The organism is Streptomyces sp. NPDC056738 (genome assembly GCF_042790435.1).
Lineage (GTDB): Bacteria > Actinomycetota > Actinomycetes > Streptomycetales > Streptomycetaceae > Streptomyces.
Map to the genome: position 1 here is coordinate 45,971 of NZ_JBHTZF010000004.1, position 13,829 is coordinate 59,799.

13 protein-coding genes and 3 tRNA genes are annotated in these 13,829 nt (G+C 69.4%); 7 read left to right on the forward strand and 9 right to left on the reverse strand.

All coding sequences use genetic code 11. The annotated features are described in order from the left end of the window. The first annotated feature begins 88 nt into the window (after positions 1-88). Together ACFRIC_RS11245 and ACFRIC_RS11250 are read left to right on the forward strand one after the other, a co-directional pair. A tRNA-Asp gene (locus tag ACFRIC_RS11245) sits at positions 89-163 on the forward strand. 271 nt (positions 164-434) lie between these two features. Further along, complete coding sequence (locus ACFRIC_RS11250; protein ID WP_382782872.1) at positions 435-626, forward strand: DUF6274 family protein; 192 nt, start codon at positions 435-437, stop codon at positions 624-626. A 479-nt stretch (positions 627-1,105) separates the two neighbouring features. Here ACFRIC_RS11250 and bldC read toward each other — a convergent pair whose 3' ends face one another. Further along, a complete protein-coding gene (bldC, locus tag ACFRIC_RS11255) occupies positions 1,106-1,312 on the reverse strand; it encodes a developmental transcriptional regulator BldC (protein ID WP_003949541.1) in 207 nt (68 codons plus the stop codon). A gap of 544 nt (positions 1,313-1,856) precedes the next feature. Beyond that, positions 1,857-2,705: a hypothetical protein gene (locus ACFRIC_RS11260; protein ID WP_382782875.1), complete on the reverse strand. Its 849-nt coding sequence runs from the start codon at positions 2,703-2,705 to the stop codon at positions 1,857-1,859. Positions 2,706-2,928: 223 nt separating this feature from the next. Between ACFRIC_RS11260 and ACFRIC_RS11265 the strand changes: the two genes are divergently transcribed. Beyond that, positions 2,929-4,023 carry a Leu/Phe/Val dehydrogenase gene (locus ACFRIC_RS11265; RefSeq protein ID WP_382782878.1) on the forward strand — a complete coding sequence of 365 codons (1,095 nt, stop codon included), beginning with the start codon at positions 2,929-2,931 and terminating at the stop codon, positions 4,021-4,023. Positions 4,024-4,324: 301 nt separating this feature from the next. Beyond that, positions 4,325-4,579, forward strand: coding sequence for a DUF3073 domain-containing protein (locus ACFRIC_RS11270; RefSeq protein ID WP_037615441.1), 255 nt, complete (start codon positions 4,325-4,327; stop codon positions 4,577-4,579). Between the two features lie 200 nt (positions 4,580-4,779). On the opposite strand, the gene purM is transcribed toward ACFRIC_RS11270, so the two are convergent. The 7 genes from purM to purS form a co-directional block, all read right to left on the reverse strand. Further along, entirely contained in the window at positions 4,780-5,880 is a 1,101-nt protein-coding gene (gene purM, locus ACFRIC_RS11275; protein WP_382782881.1) for a phosphoribosylformylglycinamidine cyclo-ligase, read from the reverse strand. 42 nt (positions 5,881-5,922) lie between these two features. Continuing rightward, on the reverse strand, positions 5,923-7,449 hold the full coding sequence (gene purF / locus ACFRIC_RS11280) for an amidophosphoribosyltransferase (RefSeq protein WP_382782884.1): 1,527 nt from the start codon (positions 7,447-7,449) through the stop codon (positions 5,923-5,925). Between the two features lie 61 nt (positions 7,450-7,510). Next, positions 7,511-8,302, reverse strand: coding sequence for an META domain-containing protein (locus tag ACFRIC_RS11285; RefSeq protein WP_382782886.1), 792 nt, complete (start codon positions 8,300-8,302; stop codon positions 7,511-7,513). A 45-nt stretch (positions 8,303-8,347) separates the two neighbouring features. Beyond that, positions 8,348-9,142 carry a sterol carrier family protein gene (locus ACFRIC_RS11290; RefSeq protein ID WP_382782889.1) on the reverse strand — a complete coding sequence of 265 codons (795 nt, stop codon included), beginning with the start codon at positions 9,140-9,142 and terminating at the stop codon, positions 8,348-8,350. A gap of 326 nt (positions 9,143-9,468) precedes the next feature. Beyond that, on the reverse strand, positions 9,469-11,727 hold the full coding sequence (gene purL, locus ACFRIC_RS11295; protein ID WP_382782892.1) for a phosphoribosylformylglycinamidine synthase subunit PurL: 2,259 nt from the start codon (positions 11,725-11,727) through the stop codon (positions 9,469-9,471). After that, complete coding sequence (gene purQ / locus ACFRIC_RS11300) at positions 11,724-12,404, reverse strand: phosphoribosylformylglycinamidine synthase subunit PurQ (RefSeq protein ID WP_382782894.1); 681 nt, start codon at positions 12,402-12,404, stop codon at positions 11,724-11,726. Before purQ ends, purL begins: the two co-directional genes overlap by 4 nt. Continuing rightward, a complete protein-coding gene (gene purS / locus ACFRIC_RS11305) occupies positions 12,401-12,664 on the reverse strand; it encodes a phosphoribosylformylglycinamidine synthase subunit PurS (RefSeq protein ID WP_005482678.1) in 264 nt (87 codons plus the stop codon). Before purS ends, purQ begins: the two co-directional genes overlap by 4 nt. Positions 12,665-13,025: 361 nt before the next feature. Here purS and ACFRIC_RS11310 point away from each other — a divergent pair, with 361 nt between their 5' ends. The 3 genes from ACFRIC_RS11310 to ACFRIC_RS11320 all read left to right on the forward strand — a co-directional run bounded on the left by ACFRIC_RS11310 (position 13,026) and on the right by ACFRIC_RS11320 (position 13,727). Then, a complete protein-coding gene (locus ACFRIC_RS11310) occupies positions 13,026-13,343 on the forward strand; it encodes an Lsr2 family protein (protein WP_382782897.1) in 318 nt (105 codons plus the stop codon). Positions 13,344-13,503: 160 nt separating this feature from the next. After that, a tRNA-Gly gene (locus ACFRIC_RS11315) sits at positions 13,504-13,575 on the forward strand. A 79-nt stretch (positions 13,576-13,654) separates the two neighbouring features. Next, positions 13,655-13,727 (forward strand) — tRNA-Gly (locus ACFRIC_RS11320). The last annotated feature ends 102 nt before the right edge of the window (positions 13,728-13,829 follow it).

Genomic DNA, 13,829 nt, shown 5'->3' on the forward strand with positions numbered 1-13,829 from the left:
CGCACGGGCGGTGAGTTCGACCCCGGGGTCTGACCTCATGTACAGTCTGTTTCGCAGCACGGCGCAAGAACAAGTCGCTGCGAATCAAGGTCCTGTGGAGCAGTTTGGAGTGCTCGCCACCCTGTCAAGGTGGAGGCCGCGGGTTCAAATCCCGTCAGGACCGCACACGGAAAAGGCCCGGAGCTTCGGCTCCGGGCCTTTTCGCGTGTCCGCACCCGACCCGGGTCCGGGACGAAGCGGTCCTGGTCCGGGGGCCCCGCGCTCCTGCTCCCGGGGCCACGCAAGGCCGTTCGCGTGTGCGCGCCTGTCCGCGTACGGGCCTTCGGGCCTCCGGAGCCGTCTCCGTGGCCCGCTCCCGTCCCTTGACGGCGTCACATTCCGCCGGTACCCCGGAATCCAGGGCCACTCGCCCTGCCGGCCCCCTGGAGGTGCGTATGGCGGTGTCCGCCCGGCACGAGACCCGGGCTCTGCTCCGAGCCCACCTGGCGGCCGCGTCCGGGTACCGCCATCTGACGCGGCACTGTCCGATCTGCCATCAGCTCGCCCGGCTGGCCATGGAAGCCGCCCCGAACGACGAGCAGGAGCCCGAGAACACCCCCGAGGACGAAAGACCCTCGACAGCGTGACCCGGAACCGCCCCGACGGCCTTCGCCGGGCCCTCGTCCCCCCGCGCGACCAGGCGTGACGCGACCCCTCACCGGCCCAACTCCCCTAGCGCAGAAGGCTCTCGGGGGACAAGGACTGTGGCATGTGACGGGAGTCACCGCATATGTTTTCAGAAGTGTGGAACTTACCCCCCTCCTACAACCAGTCAATTTAATATGTGCAATTGCACCGTGGATCGAGGGCTTCCGCAGCCGATCCGACACCCGCCCCCAGACTCCGACAAGGCCGCTCACAGGCCGCCCGCCGGGGCCGGTGGAACGCACAAAAAAAATCGCGCTGGACCCGGCGGAGTCCAGCGCGATCTACGACGCACCCTGTTCATGTGGCAAAAACGCCTGGGCGTGAGCTCTGTTGGGGCAGAACCCGCGTCGCTTGGAGCTGTGGTGTGGACGCCTCGACGGGTTGGGGGATCCGTCGACTTGTCCGGTTATGCGGTGACTCAGGCTTCGCTGCGCTGCTGCGGGATACCCGCGAGCAGTGCGCGGACCTCAGCCTCGCGGTAACGGCGGTGCCCTCCGAGCGTGCGGATGGACGTGAGCTTGCCGGCCTTCGCCCACCGCGTGACCGTCTTGGGGTCGACGCGGAACATCGTGGCGACCTCAGCGGGGGTCAGCAGCGGCTCGGCATCAGGGGTGCGAGCGGTCATGAGCGGCCTCCTCGGGAGAACCGAACCTTCTCGGTTCTTTCCTCTAAATTCTGCACCTTGACCCGCGTTGCCCGAAATGGCGGACGCGAGTCGAGTCGGTTATAGGACGAACGGCTTGTCCTCGGCACTACAACTACACCATCCGTCCAGCCGCGTCGGCCAAACCGATGGAATTGCCCTCCCAGGTGTTCATCAGCGACGGAAGCCGATGGACCATGCCATAGCGGACAGTCACGCCACTGTGACGATCAGTCACAGGGCGATCAGGAGTCACCAGACGTCCTAAAAGCGTGCAATGCCGAGATTCCCCCCCAAAAGCGGGCGGAGGGAGCCCTCCCCCGGGCTCCTTGTCCTATTTTGACACGAGGAGGGGGAAGCGATGCAAGAGCCGGGTAAGTGCCGTCCGTCACGCTTGACACCCGTTGACGTATACGCCCGGATCGGGGCCTACGTCCTGGACGTGAGGGTTCTTCAGCGTGTGAGGACCATACGCGAGTTCGACCCGGAACCTGTGAGAGCCAGATCACAACCGGACGGGATGATTTCAGTTGGACGAACGCCGGTCCCTGACCGACCGCCAGCGCTCCACCAGCCGGCCGTACGCCTCGCCCGCCGTCGCCCCGTCTCCGGTGCGCAGCGCCTCGATGCCCTCGGCCACGTCCTTCGCCGAGTGGTCGCCCTCCAGTTGGCCCGCCGGCAGCGTGTGCACGAGCCCGCCGTAGTCCAGCTCGACCAGCGAGCGCGGATGGAACTCCTCCAGCCAGCGACCGACGTCCACCAGGCCCTCGATGAGCGGCCCTTCGTCCAGCGCGTCCCGGAGCGTGCGCAGGGCCCGGGCCGTTCGGCGCCGCGCCTGGACCATCGGCGTCCGGTAGCGCAGCAGCGGCGCGGCTCCGGCCGGGCCCGTCCCCTTCTCGTACTCCCGCTCCTCGTCCGTGACGAGCACGAACCAGTTCAGCGGCACCTGCCAGGTCGAGGTGCGGATCCACGGACGGGCGTCGGGGTTGCGCGCCAGCCAGCGCTCGTAGTCGAGGGCGGCCTGACGGCGCACCAGCGGCGGCAGCACCGCGTCCAGGACCGACGCGGGCAGTTCCTCGCCCAGGTCGTCCAGGGCCTGCCAGCCGCGCAGCCGGGTGCGCCAGGGGCAGACGCACACCACCCCGTCGACCTCGGCGACGAACGCGTCACCGCTCTCGTGCACCGGGACGGGGACCGGCGGGGTGGGCAGCAGATCGGCCAGCGAGCGGCGCAGTTCGTCCTGGTACGAGGGGCGCTCGGTGCGCTCGGCGTAGCGCGTCCAGTGGGCGCGCTCGGACTCGGGGAACGCGGCCAGAGGCTCGTACACCCGCAGGTACGACGTGTACGGGACGATCACCGCGGACACCTTGGGCACGCCTGCTCCCTCCCCCGTCGAGCACCGGGAAAACCAGCGAGAACCGATCGGAAACTGAAGAGAAATCTATGCAAATCGAACCACGGCCGTGCCCCGCCCGTAGGTGATCCTGACCACTGCGCCGAGGGCGGGTCGGCACAGGCTCTAGTCTCATTCCCACCGGAGCCCGCCATCCGCACGGGCACCGCACCCAACCGCCGCTTTTTACCTGGGAGTCACCACAGTGACCGACGTAACCGGCGCGCCTGCTGATGTACTGCACACCCTGTTCCACTCGGATCAGGGGGGTCATGAGCAAGTCGTGCTCTGCCAGGACCGCGCCAGCGGCCTGAAGGCCGTCATCGCCATCCACTCCACCGCCCTGGGCCCCGCCCTCGGCGGAACGCGCTTCTACCCGTACGCGAGCGAGCAGGAGGCCGTCGCCGACGCCCTCAACCTCGCGCGCGGGATGTCGTACAAGAACGCCCTGGCCGGGCTCGACCACGGCGGCGGCAAGGCCGTCATCATCGGCGATCCGGAGCAGATCAAGTCCGAGGAGCTGCTCCTCGCCTACGGCCGGTTCGTCGCCTCGCTCGGCGGCCGGTACGTCACCGCGTGCGACGTCGGCACCTACGTCGCCGACATGGACGTCGTGGCGCGCGAGTGCCGCTGGACGACCGGACGCTCCCCGGAGAACGGCGGCGCGGGCGACTCGTCGGTCCTGACCGCCTTCGGCGTCTTCCAGGGCATGCGGGCCTCCGCTCAGCACCTGTGGGGCGACCCCACGCTGCGCGGCCGCAAGGTCGGCGTCTCGGGCGTCGGCAAGGTGGGCCACCACCTGGTCGACCACCTGCGCGCGGACGGCGCCGAGGTCGTGATCACGGACGTGCGGGCCGAGTCCGTGCGGCGGATCCTGGACCGGCACCCCTCCGGCGTCACGGCCGTCGCGGACACCGAGACGCTCATCCGCACCGAGGGCCTCGACATCTACGCGCCCTGCGCGCTGGGCGGGGCGCTGAACGACGACACCGTGCCGGTGCTCACGGCCCGGATCGTGTGCGGCGCGGCCAACAACCAGCTCGCGCACCCGGGCGTGGAGAAGGACCTCGCGGACCGCGGGATCCTGTACGCGCCCGACTACGTCGTGAACGCGGGCGGTGTCATCCAGGTCGCCGACGAGCTCCACGGCTTCGACTTCGACCGGTGCAAGGCGAAGGCCACGAAGATCTTCGACACCACGCTGGCCATATTCGCACGTGCGAAGCAGGACGGGATCCCGCCGGCCGCGGCGGCCGACCGGATCGCCGAGCAGCGGATGGCGGAGGCCCGGGGGCACTGACCCCGGCCGAGGCCTTCGGCGCTTGTCAGGGACCCGCCGACGGGCGGTTGGGAGAGAACTCTCACGTCTGTCGGCGGGTCGGGCGCCGAGAAGAGGTTAAAATCGCGGTTGACCAGCGAGGACAGGGCACCTCGCGGGTGCTGGGCGAAGGCGCGTGCTGCGGGCGACGTACCGTATGGGCGCGGGCTCAGGTACCGTGGAAGCCCTACGGACCGGTCTCTCCACGGAGAGTCCGTTCCAGATCATGAACGCGTGTCAAGACTCTGGGGCCGTCGAGCCCCGTATCCGAGGGGGTCGAGCCATGGGGCGCGGCCGGGCAAAGGCCAAGCAGACGAAGGTCGCCCGCCAGCTGAAGTACAGCAGCGGCGGGACTGACCTCTCGCGTCTGGCCAATGAGCTGGGCGCTTCGACTTCGAGCCAGCCGCCGAATGGCGAGCCGTTCGAGGACGACGACGAGGAAGACGACCCGTACGCACAGTACGCGGATCTCTACAACGACGACGACGAGGACGAGGACGACCAGTCCGGTCCTCAGTCTCAACGTCGCGGCGCTTGACGCAACAGCGTCCCTCGCAGTTTCCGCGATCTCTTCGGGTGGCGGATCTCCTGGCGTGGGTTTCTGGCAGATCCCGCCTGGCGGTTTTCTCGTAGCGACTGCACTTCACCCGGTCCGGGGCTTCAACGCCGGACCGGGTTTCGTGCTGCTCCGGGAGCTTCGGCCCGCGTGACCGCGGGCCTCGGCTCCCGTCACCCGTCTCAGCTCGCGTAGTCGCCGACGAGCTCCGCGCCCGTCGTGCGGTCCCCGCGCTCGGTGATCTCACCGGCGACCCAGGCTTCCACCCCGCGGTCCGCGAGGACGGCGAGGGCGACCTCTGCGGACTCCTCGGGCACGATCGCCATCATGCCGACGCCCATGTTCAGCGTCTTCTCCAGCTCCAGGCGCTCGACCCCGCCGGTCCTGCCGACCAGGTCGAAGACCGGCGCCGGCGTCCACGTGCCGCGGTCGACGACCGCGTGCAGGCCGTCGGGGATCACCCGCGCCAGGTTGGCCGCGAGACCGCCGCCGGTGATGTGGCTGAACGCGTGCACCTCGGTGCTCTTCGTCAGCGTCAGGCAGTCCAGCGAGTAGATCTTGGTGGGCTCCAGGAGCTCTTCGCCGAGCGTGCGGCCGAACTCCTCGACGTGCTGGTCCAGGCGCAGGTTCGCCCGGTCGAAGAGCACGTGCCGGACGAGCGAGTACCCGTTCGAGTGAAGACCGGAGGCCGCCATGGCGATCACCGCGTCACCCGTACGGATGCGATCCGGGCCGAGCAGCTCGGCGGCCTCCACGACGCCGGTGCCGGCGCCCGCGACGTCGAAGTCGTCCGGACCGAGCAGACCGGGGTGCTCGGCCGTCTCGCCGCCCACCAGGGCGCAGCCGGCCAGGACACAGCCCTCGGCGATGCCCTTCACGATGGCCGCGACCCGCTCCGGGTGGACCTTGCCCACACAGATGTAGTCGGTCATGAAGAGCGGCTCCGCGCCGCACACCACGATGTCGTCCATGACCATCGCCACGAGGTCGTGGCCGATGGTGTCGTACACGCCGAGCTGCCGGGCGATGTCGACCTTGGTGCCCACGCCGTCGGTGGCGGAGGCGAGCAGCGGACGCTCGAAGCGCTTGAGGGCGGAGGCGTCGAAGAGACCGGCGAAGCCGCCGAGGCCGCCGAGGACCTCGGGGCGCTGCGTCTTCTTCACCCACTCCTTCATCAGCTCGACGGCGCGGTCGCCCGCCTCGATGTCGACTCCGGCAGCCGCGTAGGACGCGCCGGAAGCGGTGCCCGTCGACGAAGTCGACTGATCAGATACAGCAGACATTGCCTGGGATCTTTCGGGTTGGTGAAACGGGGCTCTGCGGCGCTACGGGCGACGGATGGCGTCAGCCGCGGCCGTGGCTGCGGGACCCGCGGCCAGCTCGGTCTCCAGGAGCTGCTTGCCGAGCAGTTCGGGGTCCGGAAGCTCCATCGGGTACTCGCCGTCGAAGCAGGCGCGGCACAGGTTCGGCTTGTCGATCGTCGTCGCCTCGATCATCCCGTCCAGGGAGATGTACGAGAGCGAGTCGGCGCCGAGCGAGGTGCCGATCTCCTCGATCGTCATGCCGTTCGCGATCAGCTCGGCGCGGGTCGCGAAGTCGATGCCGAAGAAGCAGGGCCACTTCACGGGCGGGGAGGAGATCCGGATGTGGACCTCGGCCGCACCCGCCTCGCGGAGCATCCGGACCAGCGCGCGCTGGGTGTTGCCGCGCACGATGGAGTCGTCGACGACGACCAGGCGCTTGCCCTTGATGACTTCCTTGAGCGGATTCAGCTTCAGGCGGATTCCGAGCTGGCGGATCGTCTGCGAGGGCTGGATGAAGGTCCGGCCGACATAGGCGTTCTTGACCAGGCCGGCTCCGAAGGGGATGCCGGAGGCCTCGGCGTAACCGATCGCGGCGGGCGTCCCGGACTCCGGGGTCGCTATCACCAGGTCGGCCTCGACAGGAGCTTCCTTGGCGAGTTTGCGGCCCATCTCGACACGCGAGAGGTACACGTTCCGGCCGGCGATGTCCGTGTCGGGACGGGCCAGGTAGACGTACTCGAAGACACAGCCCTTGGGCTTCGCTTCCGCGAATCGCGAGGTCCGCAGACCGTTCTCGTCGATGGCGACGAACTCGCCCGGCTCGATCTCGCGCACATAGCTGGCGCCGCAGATGTCGAGGGCCGCGGACTCGGAGGCGACCACCCAGCCGCGCTCCAGGCGGCCGAGGACCAGCGGGCGGATGCCCTGCGGGTCACGGGCGGCGTACAGGGTGTGCTCGTTCATGAAGACGAGCGAGAAGGCGCCCTTGACCTGCGGGAGGATCTTGGCGGAAGCCTCTTCTATGGTCAGCGGCTTGCCGTCGTCGTCGACCTGGGCCGCGAGGAGCGCGGTGAGCAGGTCGGTGTCGTTGGTGGCCGCCACGCGAGTGGTGCGGCCCTCCTGCTTGGGCAGGTCGGCGACCATCTCGGCGAGCTGCGCCGTGTTGACGAGGTTGCCGTTGTGGCCGAGCGCGATGGAGCCGTGCGCGGTGGCACGGAACGTCGGCTGGGCGTTCTCCCACACGGAGGCGCCGGTGGTCGAGTAGCGGGCGTGACCGACCGCGATATGACCCTGGAGCGAACCGAGAGAGGTCTCGTCGAAGACCTGGGACACGAGGCCCATGTCCTTGAAGACGAGGATCTGGGAGCCGTTGCTGACCGCGATTCCCGCGGATTCCTGACCCCGATGCTGGAGGGCGTAGAGCCCGAAGTAAGTGAGCTTGGCGACCTCTTCGCCCGGAGCCCAGACACCGAAGACGCCGCAAGCGTCCTGGGGGCCTTTCTCACCGGGGAGCAGATCATGATTGAGTCGACCGTCACCACGTGGCACGGCACCGAGTGTAGGCGAGATCGACCACTGGTCCGAATTGGGGATACGGGCCCCGAGTGGATCACTCGTCGGCCACCGCACTGACGACCGTGCCGTTTTTGCTGGTCAGCGCGATGCTTCGATGATCCAACGTGTAGGCGACCGTGCCGTCGAACACCCCCAGGAGCGTGTTCTCGGTCCGCATGAGTGAGTCTTGGCACATCATGCGGGTCGTCCGGGCCCGGCCGAGGGTGATATGTCCGTCGCCGACGGTGGCCCGGCCGGACGCGTGGTTGCAGCCGAGACGGCCTTCGAAGGTGCCGTCCTCACGCAGGACGAAGTACGCCTTCGCCCCCTTCGGGAGCGGCCGGGAGACGTCGCCGTCACCCAGTGCCGTGATCGTCCACGTCGTCCCCCGCAGCGGGGCGTCCTTCTCCCGGGTGAGGCCGATCCGGTCGCCGTTGTCGGCGGTGAGCGTCAGCCGGCCGTCGTGGGCCTTCGCCGTGAGCGGTCCCCGGTCCGCGATGGCACGGCTCAGACTCCGCTCGAAGTCCATCGGGCCCTTCGCGCAGGCCATGTCGGTCGTGCGGAGCTCGCCGAAGTCGACCCGGTCTCCGGTGAAGGTGACCTTCGAGCCGAAGCCGTTGCAGCCGAGGTTGCCGCCGGCGCGACCGTCGCCGCCGATCCGCAGGTACGCCCCCGAGGGCGCCCGCGTGGTCCTCCCGTCCGCGGTGAGGCTGTCGACGCTCCAGTGGACGCCGGTCAGCGGCGCGGTCTCCGTCCGGGCGGAGCCGTTCCCCGCCTGGGTGCCGCCGCACGCGGCGGCGAGGGGCAGCAGGGCCAGGACACCGAGGGTCATTCGCTGCTTGTCCATGCCGATGGGACGGGAGGGTCACGCGACCGGTTCCCTCCGGGCGGGCTAGCCCATCAGCGGGAGCAGGCCGCCGAGGTCGGCGCGCTCGCCGCTCGCGCTGACCTTCGCCTCGTCCAGCGCCGCCTTCCACTCCGCGCGTCCCGTGGCGAGCCGGATCCAGGTCAGCGGGTCGGTCTCGACGACGTTCGGCGGGGTGCCGCGGGTGTGCCGGGGCCCTTCCACGCACTGCACGACGGCGTACGGCGGGATCCTGACCTCGGTCGACGCGCCGGGCGCCTTCACCGCGAGGGCGTCGGCGAGCAGCCGGGTGCAGGCGGCGAGGGCCTGGCGGTCGAACGGGACGTCCGTACCGGCGGCGCGGTTCAGGTCGTCGGTGTGGACGACGAGTTCGACGGTACGGGTGACGAGGAAGTCGGCGAGGGTCATCGCCCCGGCGGGCACGCCGAGCAGCCGGTCGCCGGGGGCCGTGGCCAGGTCCTCGGTGGCACGGGCCTCGACGGCGGCGTAGAGCGCGTCGAGGTCGGGGTGGGCGGCGGCGAGCGCGCGAGTGCCGTCGGCGATGGCTCCGGCACGGGCGGCCGTCCCGAACGGCCAGTCCAGCAGGGCCAGTTCCTTCGCGGGGGGCTCGGGCAGGCCGAGCTGGCGGCTCACGACGTCGAGAGACATCGTGATGTGCGCGGCCAACTCCCGTACGGTCCAGTCCCCGAGCCCGGCAGGCCGCGCCAACCGCTCCTCGTCCAGGGCGCGTACACCCTCGCGCACGTGCCCGAACTGGGCGAGCAGCGCCGCACGGATCTTGGCCGGGTCATAGGTGCGCGCACGCTTCCGGGACGAGGTCATACGGGGAGCCTACTCACGCCGGCCGAGGGGGCGCGGCTGTCCACCCGTTCCAGGAACTGCCGGCGCACGGCGTCCACCGCGGAGTCGCCGGGCCGCCGTTCGCGCACCGCGCGGACTAGGTCGCCGGGCCGCCGCTCGCGCACGGGGCGGGCGAGGGTCGCGGAGGGAGCGGCGCTGATGGCCGTGGCCGCTGTGCTCGCGCTGCGGCTGTCCGGGGCCGGCGGGGCGAAGGGCTCCCCGGCCCCGCCCCGGGAGAGCGAGCCGGTTCCGGCATGACGAAGGCCCCGCCCGTCGGAACGGGCGGGGCCTTCACACGAGCGGGCGGGTTACGCCAGCAGCGCCGGGATGGTGCCCTCGTGGGCGGTGCGCAGCTCGTCCAGCGAGAGCGCGAACTCGCCCTGGACGTCCACCGCGTCACCGTCGACGACACCGATGCGGGTGACGGGCAGACCCCGGGCACCGCACATGTCGTTGAAGCGGAGCTCCTCCGAACGCGGGACGGCGACGACCGCGCGGCCCGCCGACTCCGAGAACAGGAAGGTGAACGCGTCGAGACCGTCGGGCACGACCAGCCGCGCGCCCTTGCCGCCCTGCAGCGCCGACTCGACGACCGCCTGGACCAGACCGCCGTCGGACAGGTCGTGCGCGGAGTCGATCATGCCGTCGCGGGAGGCCGAGATGAGGATCTCGGCCAGCAGCCGCTCGCGCTCCAGGTCGACCTTCGGGGGCAGACCGCCGAGGTGGTCGTGGACGACCTGCGACCAGGCCGAACCGCCGAACTCCTCGTGGGTGTCGCCGAGCAGGTAGAGGAGCTGGCCCTCCTCCTGGAAGGCGACCGGGGTGCGGCGGGCGACGTCGTCGATGACGCCCAGCACGGCCACGACCGGGGTCGGGTGGATGGCGACGTCGCCGGTCTGGTTGTACAGCGAGACGTTGCCGCCGGTCACCGGGGTGCCGAGCTGCTGGCAGGCGTCGGCCAGACCGCGGATCGCCTCGGCGAACTGCCACATGACGGCCGGGTCCTCGGGCGAGCCGAAGTTCAGGCAGTCGGACACGGCGAGCGGCTTGGCACCGGTCGTCGCGACGTTGCGGTAGGCCTCGGCGAGGGCGAGCTGCGCGCCCGTGTACGGGTCGAGCTTGGCGTAGCGGCCGTTGCCGTCGGTGGCGATGGCGACGCCGAGTCCGGACTCCTCGTCGATGCGGATCATGCCCGAGTCCTCGGGCTGCGCCAGCACCGTGTTGCCCTGCACGAAGTGGTCGTACTGGGAGGTGATCCAGGACTTGGAGGCCTGGTTCGGCGAGGAGACCAGCTTGAGGACCTGGTCCTTCAGCTCGTCGCCGGTCGCCGGGCGGGGCAGCTTGTTCGCGTCGTCCGCCTGGAGCGCGTCCTGCCACGACGGGCGGGCGTAGGGGCGCTCGTAGACCGGGCCGTCGTGCGCGACCGTGCGCGGGTCGACGTCGACGATCTTGCCGCCGTGCCAGAAGATCTCCAGCCGGTCGCCGTCGGTGACCTCACCGATGACGGTGGCGATGACGTCCCACTTGTCGCAGATCTCCAGGAAGCGGTCGACCTTCTCCGGCTCCACGACCGCGCACATGCGTTCCTGCGACTCGCTCATGAGGATCTCCTCGGGCGAGAGCGTGGAGTCGCGCAGCGGTACGTCGTCCAGGGTGACCCGCATACCGCCGGAGCCGTTGGACGCGAGCTCGCTGGTGGCGCAGGACAGACCGGCCGCGCCGAGGTCCTGGATGCCGACGACCAGCTTCTCGGCGAAGGCCTCCAGGGTGCACTCGATGAGGAGCTTCTCCTGGAAGGGGTCGCCGACCTGGACGGCCGGACGCTTCGACGGCTTGGCGTCGTCGAAGGTCTCCGAGGCGAGGATCGACGCGCCGCCGATGCCGTCGCCGCCCGTGCGGGCCCCGTACAGGATGACCTTGTTGCCGGTGCCGGACGCCTTCGCGAGGTGGATGTCCTCGTGCCGCATGACACCGATGGCACCGGCGTTGACCAGCGGGTTGCCCTGGTAGCAGGCGTCGAAGACGACCTCGCCGCCGATGTTCGGCAGGCCCAGGCAGTTGCCGTAGCCGCCGATGCCCGCGACGACGCCCGGGAGGACGCGCTTGGTGTCGGGGTGGTCGGCCGCGCCGAAGCGCAGCGGGTCCACGACCGCGACCGGGCGGGCGCCCATGGCGATGATGTCGCGCACGATGCCGCCGACGCCGGTGGCCGCGCCCTGGTAGGGCTCGACGTACGACGGGTGGTTGTGCGACTCGACCTTGAAGGTGACCGCGTAGCCCTGGCCGACGTCGACGACACCGGCGTTCTCGCCGATGCCGACGAGTAGGGCGTCCGACTGCGGGGCCTTCTCGCCGAACTGGCGGAGGTGGACCTTCGAGGACTTGTACGAGCAGTGCTCGGACCACATGACGGAGTACATGGCGAGCTCGGCGCCGGTGGGCCGGCGGCCGAGGATCTCGACGACCCGCTCGTACTCGTCCTTCTTCAGGCCGAGTTCGGCCCAGGGCAGCTCGACGTCGGGGGTCGCGGCCGCGTGTTCGACCGTGTCCAGAGGCGTCCGGCTCATGCGTTGACCAGCTTCTTGAGGATCGAGGTGAAGAAGGGGAGTCCGTCCGTGCGGCCGGACCCGACCAGGGGCTCGACGGCGTGCTCGGGGTGCGGCATGAGACCGACCACGTTCCCGGCCTCGTTCGTGATGCCGGCGATGTCCCGCAGCGAGCCGTTCGGGTTGACGTCCAGGTAGCGGAAAGCGACCCGGCCCTCCGCCTCCAGCATGTCGAGCGTGTGCTCGTCGGCGACGTACCGCCCGTCCATGTTCTTCAGCGGGATGTGGATCTCCTGGCCGGCCGTGTAGTCGGCGGTCCAGGCGGTCCCCGCGTTCTCCACCCGCAGTTTCTGGTCGCGGCAGATGAAGTGGAGGTGGTTGTTGCCGAGCATCGCGCCGGGCAGCAGGTGCGCCTCGGTGAGGACCTGGAAGCCGTTGCAGATGCCGAGAACCGGCATTCCGGACTTCGCCTGCTCGATGACGGTCTCCATCACCGGCGAGAAGCGCGAGATGGCGCCCGCCCGCAGATAGTCGCCGTACGAGAATCCGCCGGGCAGCACAACGGCGTCGACCTGCTTGAGGTCCTTGTCCTTGTGCCAGAGGGCTACGGGTTCCGCGCCCGCGAGCCGGATCGCGCGCTGGGTGTCGCGGTCGTCCAGGCTGCCCGGAAAGGTGACGACTCCAATACGAGCGGTCACTTTCCGGCCTCCGCGACTTCCTCGACCTTGACGGTGAAGTCCTCGATCACGGTGTTGGCGAGGAAGGATTCCGCCAGTTCGTGGATGCGGGCGAGCGCGGCGTCGTCCACCGGTCCGTCCACTTCCAGTTCGAATCGCTTTCCCTGACGGACGTCGGAGACACCTTCGAAACCGAGGCGCGGCAGTGCACGCTGCACCGCCTGGCCCTGGGGGTCGAGGATCTCCGGCTTGAGCATGACGTCGACTACGACGCGTGCCACTGGCACTCCCGGTGTGTGGTGCTGAGCAGGTCCCTTCAGACTACCCGTACAAAATTTCTACTCGCGTAGATTCGTAGAATCCTACGTGACCCCGATCACGATCACGCATCGGCACGGGGGCATGCACGGAAAATCCTGGGAAAAACCGCAGAAGAACGGCAGGGGGCCATTGCCACCGGACACGCGGAAGGTTTTAGTCGGGCTTCACAATGCAATGCCGGGCACTGTACAAATGAATTGGCAATAGCCGATACTTTGCTCGATAACAGCCGGACAGTCGACATCTCCCCGACAACTCCGTGACGTCCGCGCACGTCATGACCGTTGATCGCGAAGGTGTCGCACGAAGGGACCGATATTCGTGGCGCAGCGTGTCGTGGTCACTCTCTTTGACGACATCGACGGCTCCGAAGCGGCGGAAACGATCGCCTTCGGACTCGACGGCAAGTCGTACGAGATCGACCTCAATCAAGTCAACGCCGAGGAACTGCGCAAGGCCCTCGAGCCGTACGTCGAGGCCGGCCGCAAGCGGTCGAAGTCCGGGAAGGCGTACACGCACACCGCGCTGACGCCCGACCCCGCGGCGGTCCGCGCCTGGGCGCGCTCCAACAAGATGGACGTCCCGCCGCGCGGCCGGATCCCCAAGAAGGTCTACGAGGCGTTCGCCGAGGCCCACTGAACCGGCACCCGGTCCGGACCGGTCCGCGCGCCCTCCGGGGGCCCGCCGCAGCTCGCCGCCGGCCCCCGGGAGAACCGACTTGCGCTGACCCCCGCCCGATCAGCTAGAGTCTGGAACACGCCGAGGGGCACCGCCGAAAAGCCGGAACCCCGAAGGTCGTGCGGGTGTAGTTCAGTAGTAGAACATCCCCCTTCCAGGGGGAAGGCGCAGTGTGCAATTCCTGTCACCCGCTCCGCACTTCTTACCGGTCGATGTAGTCGATCAGGTAGGGTGGTGCTCGCGCCGATCGGTGGAAGCCGGTCGGAGGCAATGCGGACGTAGCTCAGTTGGTAGAGCGCAACCTTGCCAAGGTTGAGGTCGCGAGTTCGAGCCTCGTCGTCCGCTCAGCGAGAAAGGCCCCGGTCAGTAGACCGGGGCCTTTCTCATATCCCCGTCCGTCCCCGCCCGCGCCGATGTCCCGCTCGCGCGTGGCGGAAGCCGTCTGAC

Bases quoted from the DNA above. Each gene is read 5' to 3' on its own strand.
- ACFRIC_RS11250 (WP_382782872.1), top strand. From the start codon at position 435: ATGGCGGTGTCCGCCCGGCACGAGACCCGGGCTCTGCTCCGAGCCCAC.
- bldC (WP_003949541.1), bottom strand. From the start codon at position 1,312: ATGACCGCTCGCACCCCTGATGCCGAGCCGCTGCTGACCCCCGCTGAG.
- ACFRIC_RS11270 (WP_037615441.1), top strand. From the start codon at position 4,325: ATGGGGCGCGGCCGGGCAAAGGCCAAGCAGACGAAGGTCGCCCGCCAG.
- purM (WP_382782881.1), bottom strand. From the start codon at position 5,880: ATGTCTGCTGTATCTGATCAGTCGACTTCGTCGACGGGCACCGCTTCC.
- ACFRIC_RS11285 (WP_382782886.1), bottom strand. From the start codon at position 8,302: ATGGACAAGCAGCGAATGACCCTCGGTGTCCTGGCCCTGCTGCCCCTC.
- ACFRIC_RS11290 (WP_382782889.1), bottom strand. From the start codon at position 9,142: ATGACCTCGTCCCGGAAGCGTGCGCGCACCTATGACCCGGCCAAGATC.
- purL (WP_382782892.1), bottom strand. From the start codon at position 11,727: ATGAGCCGGACGCCTCTGGACACGGTCGAACACGCGGCCGCGACCCCC.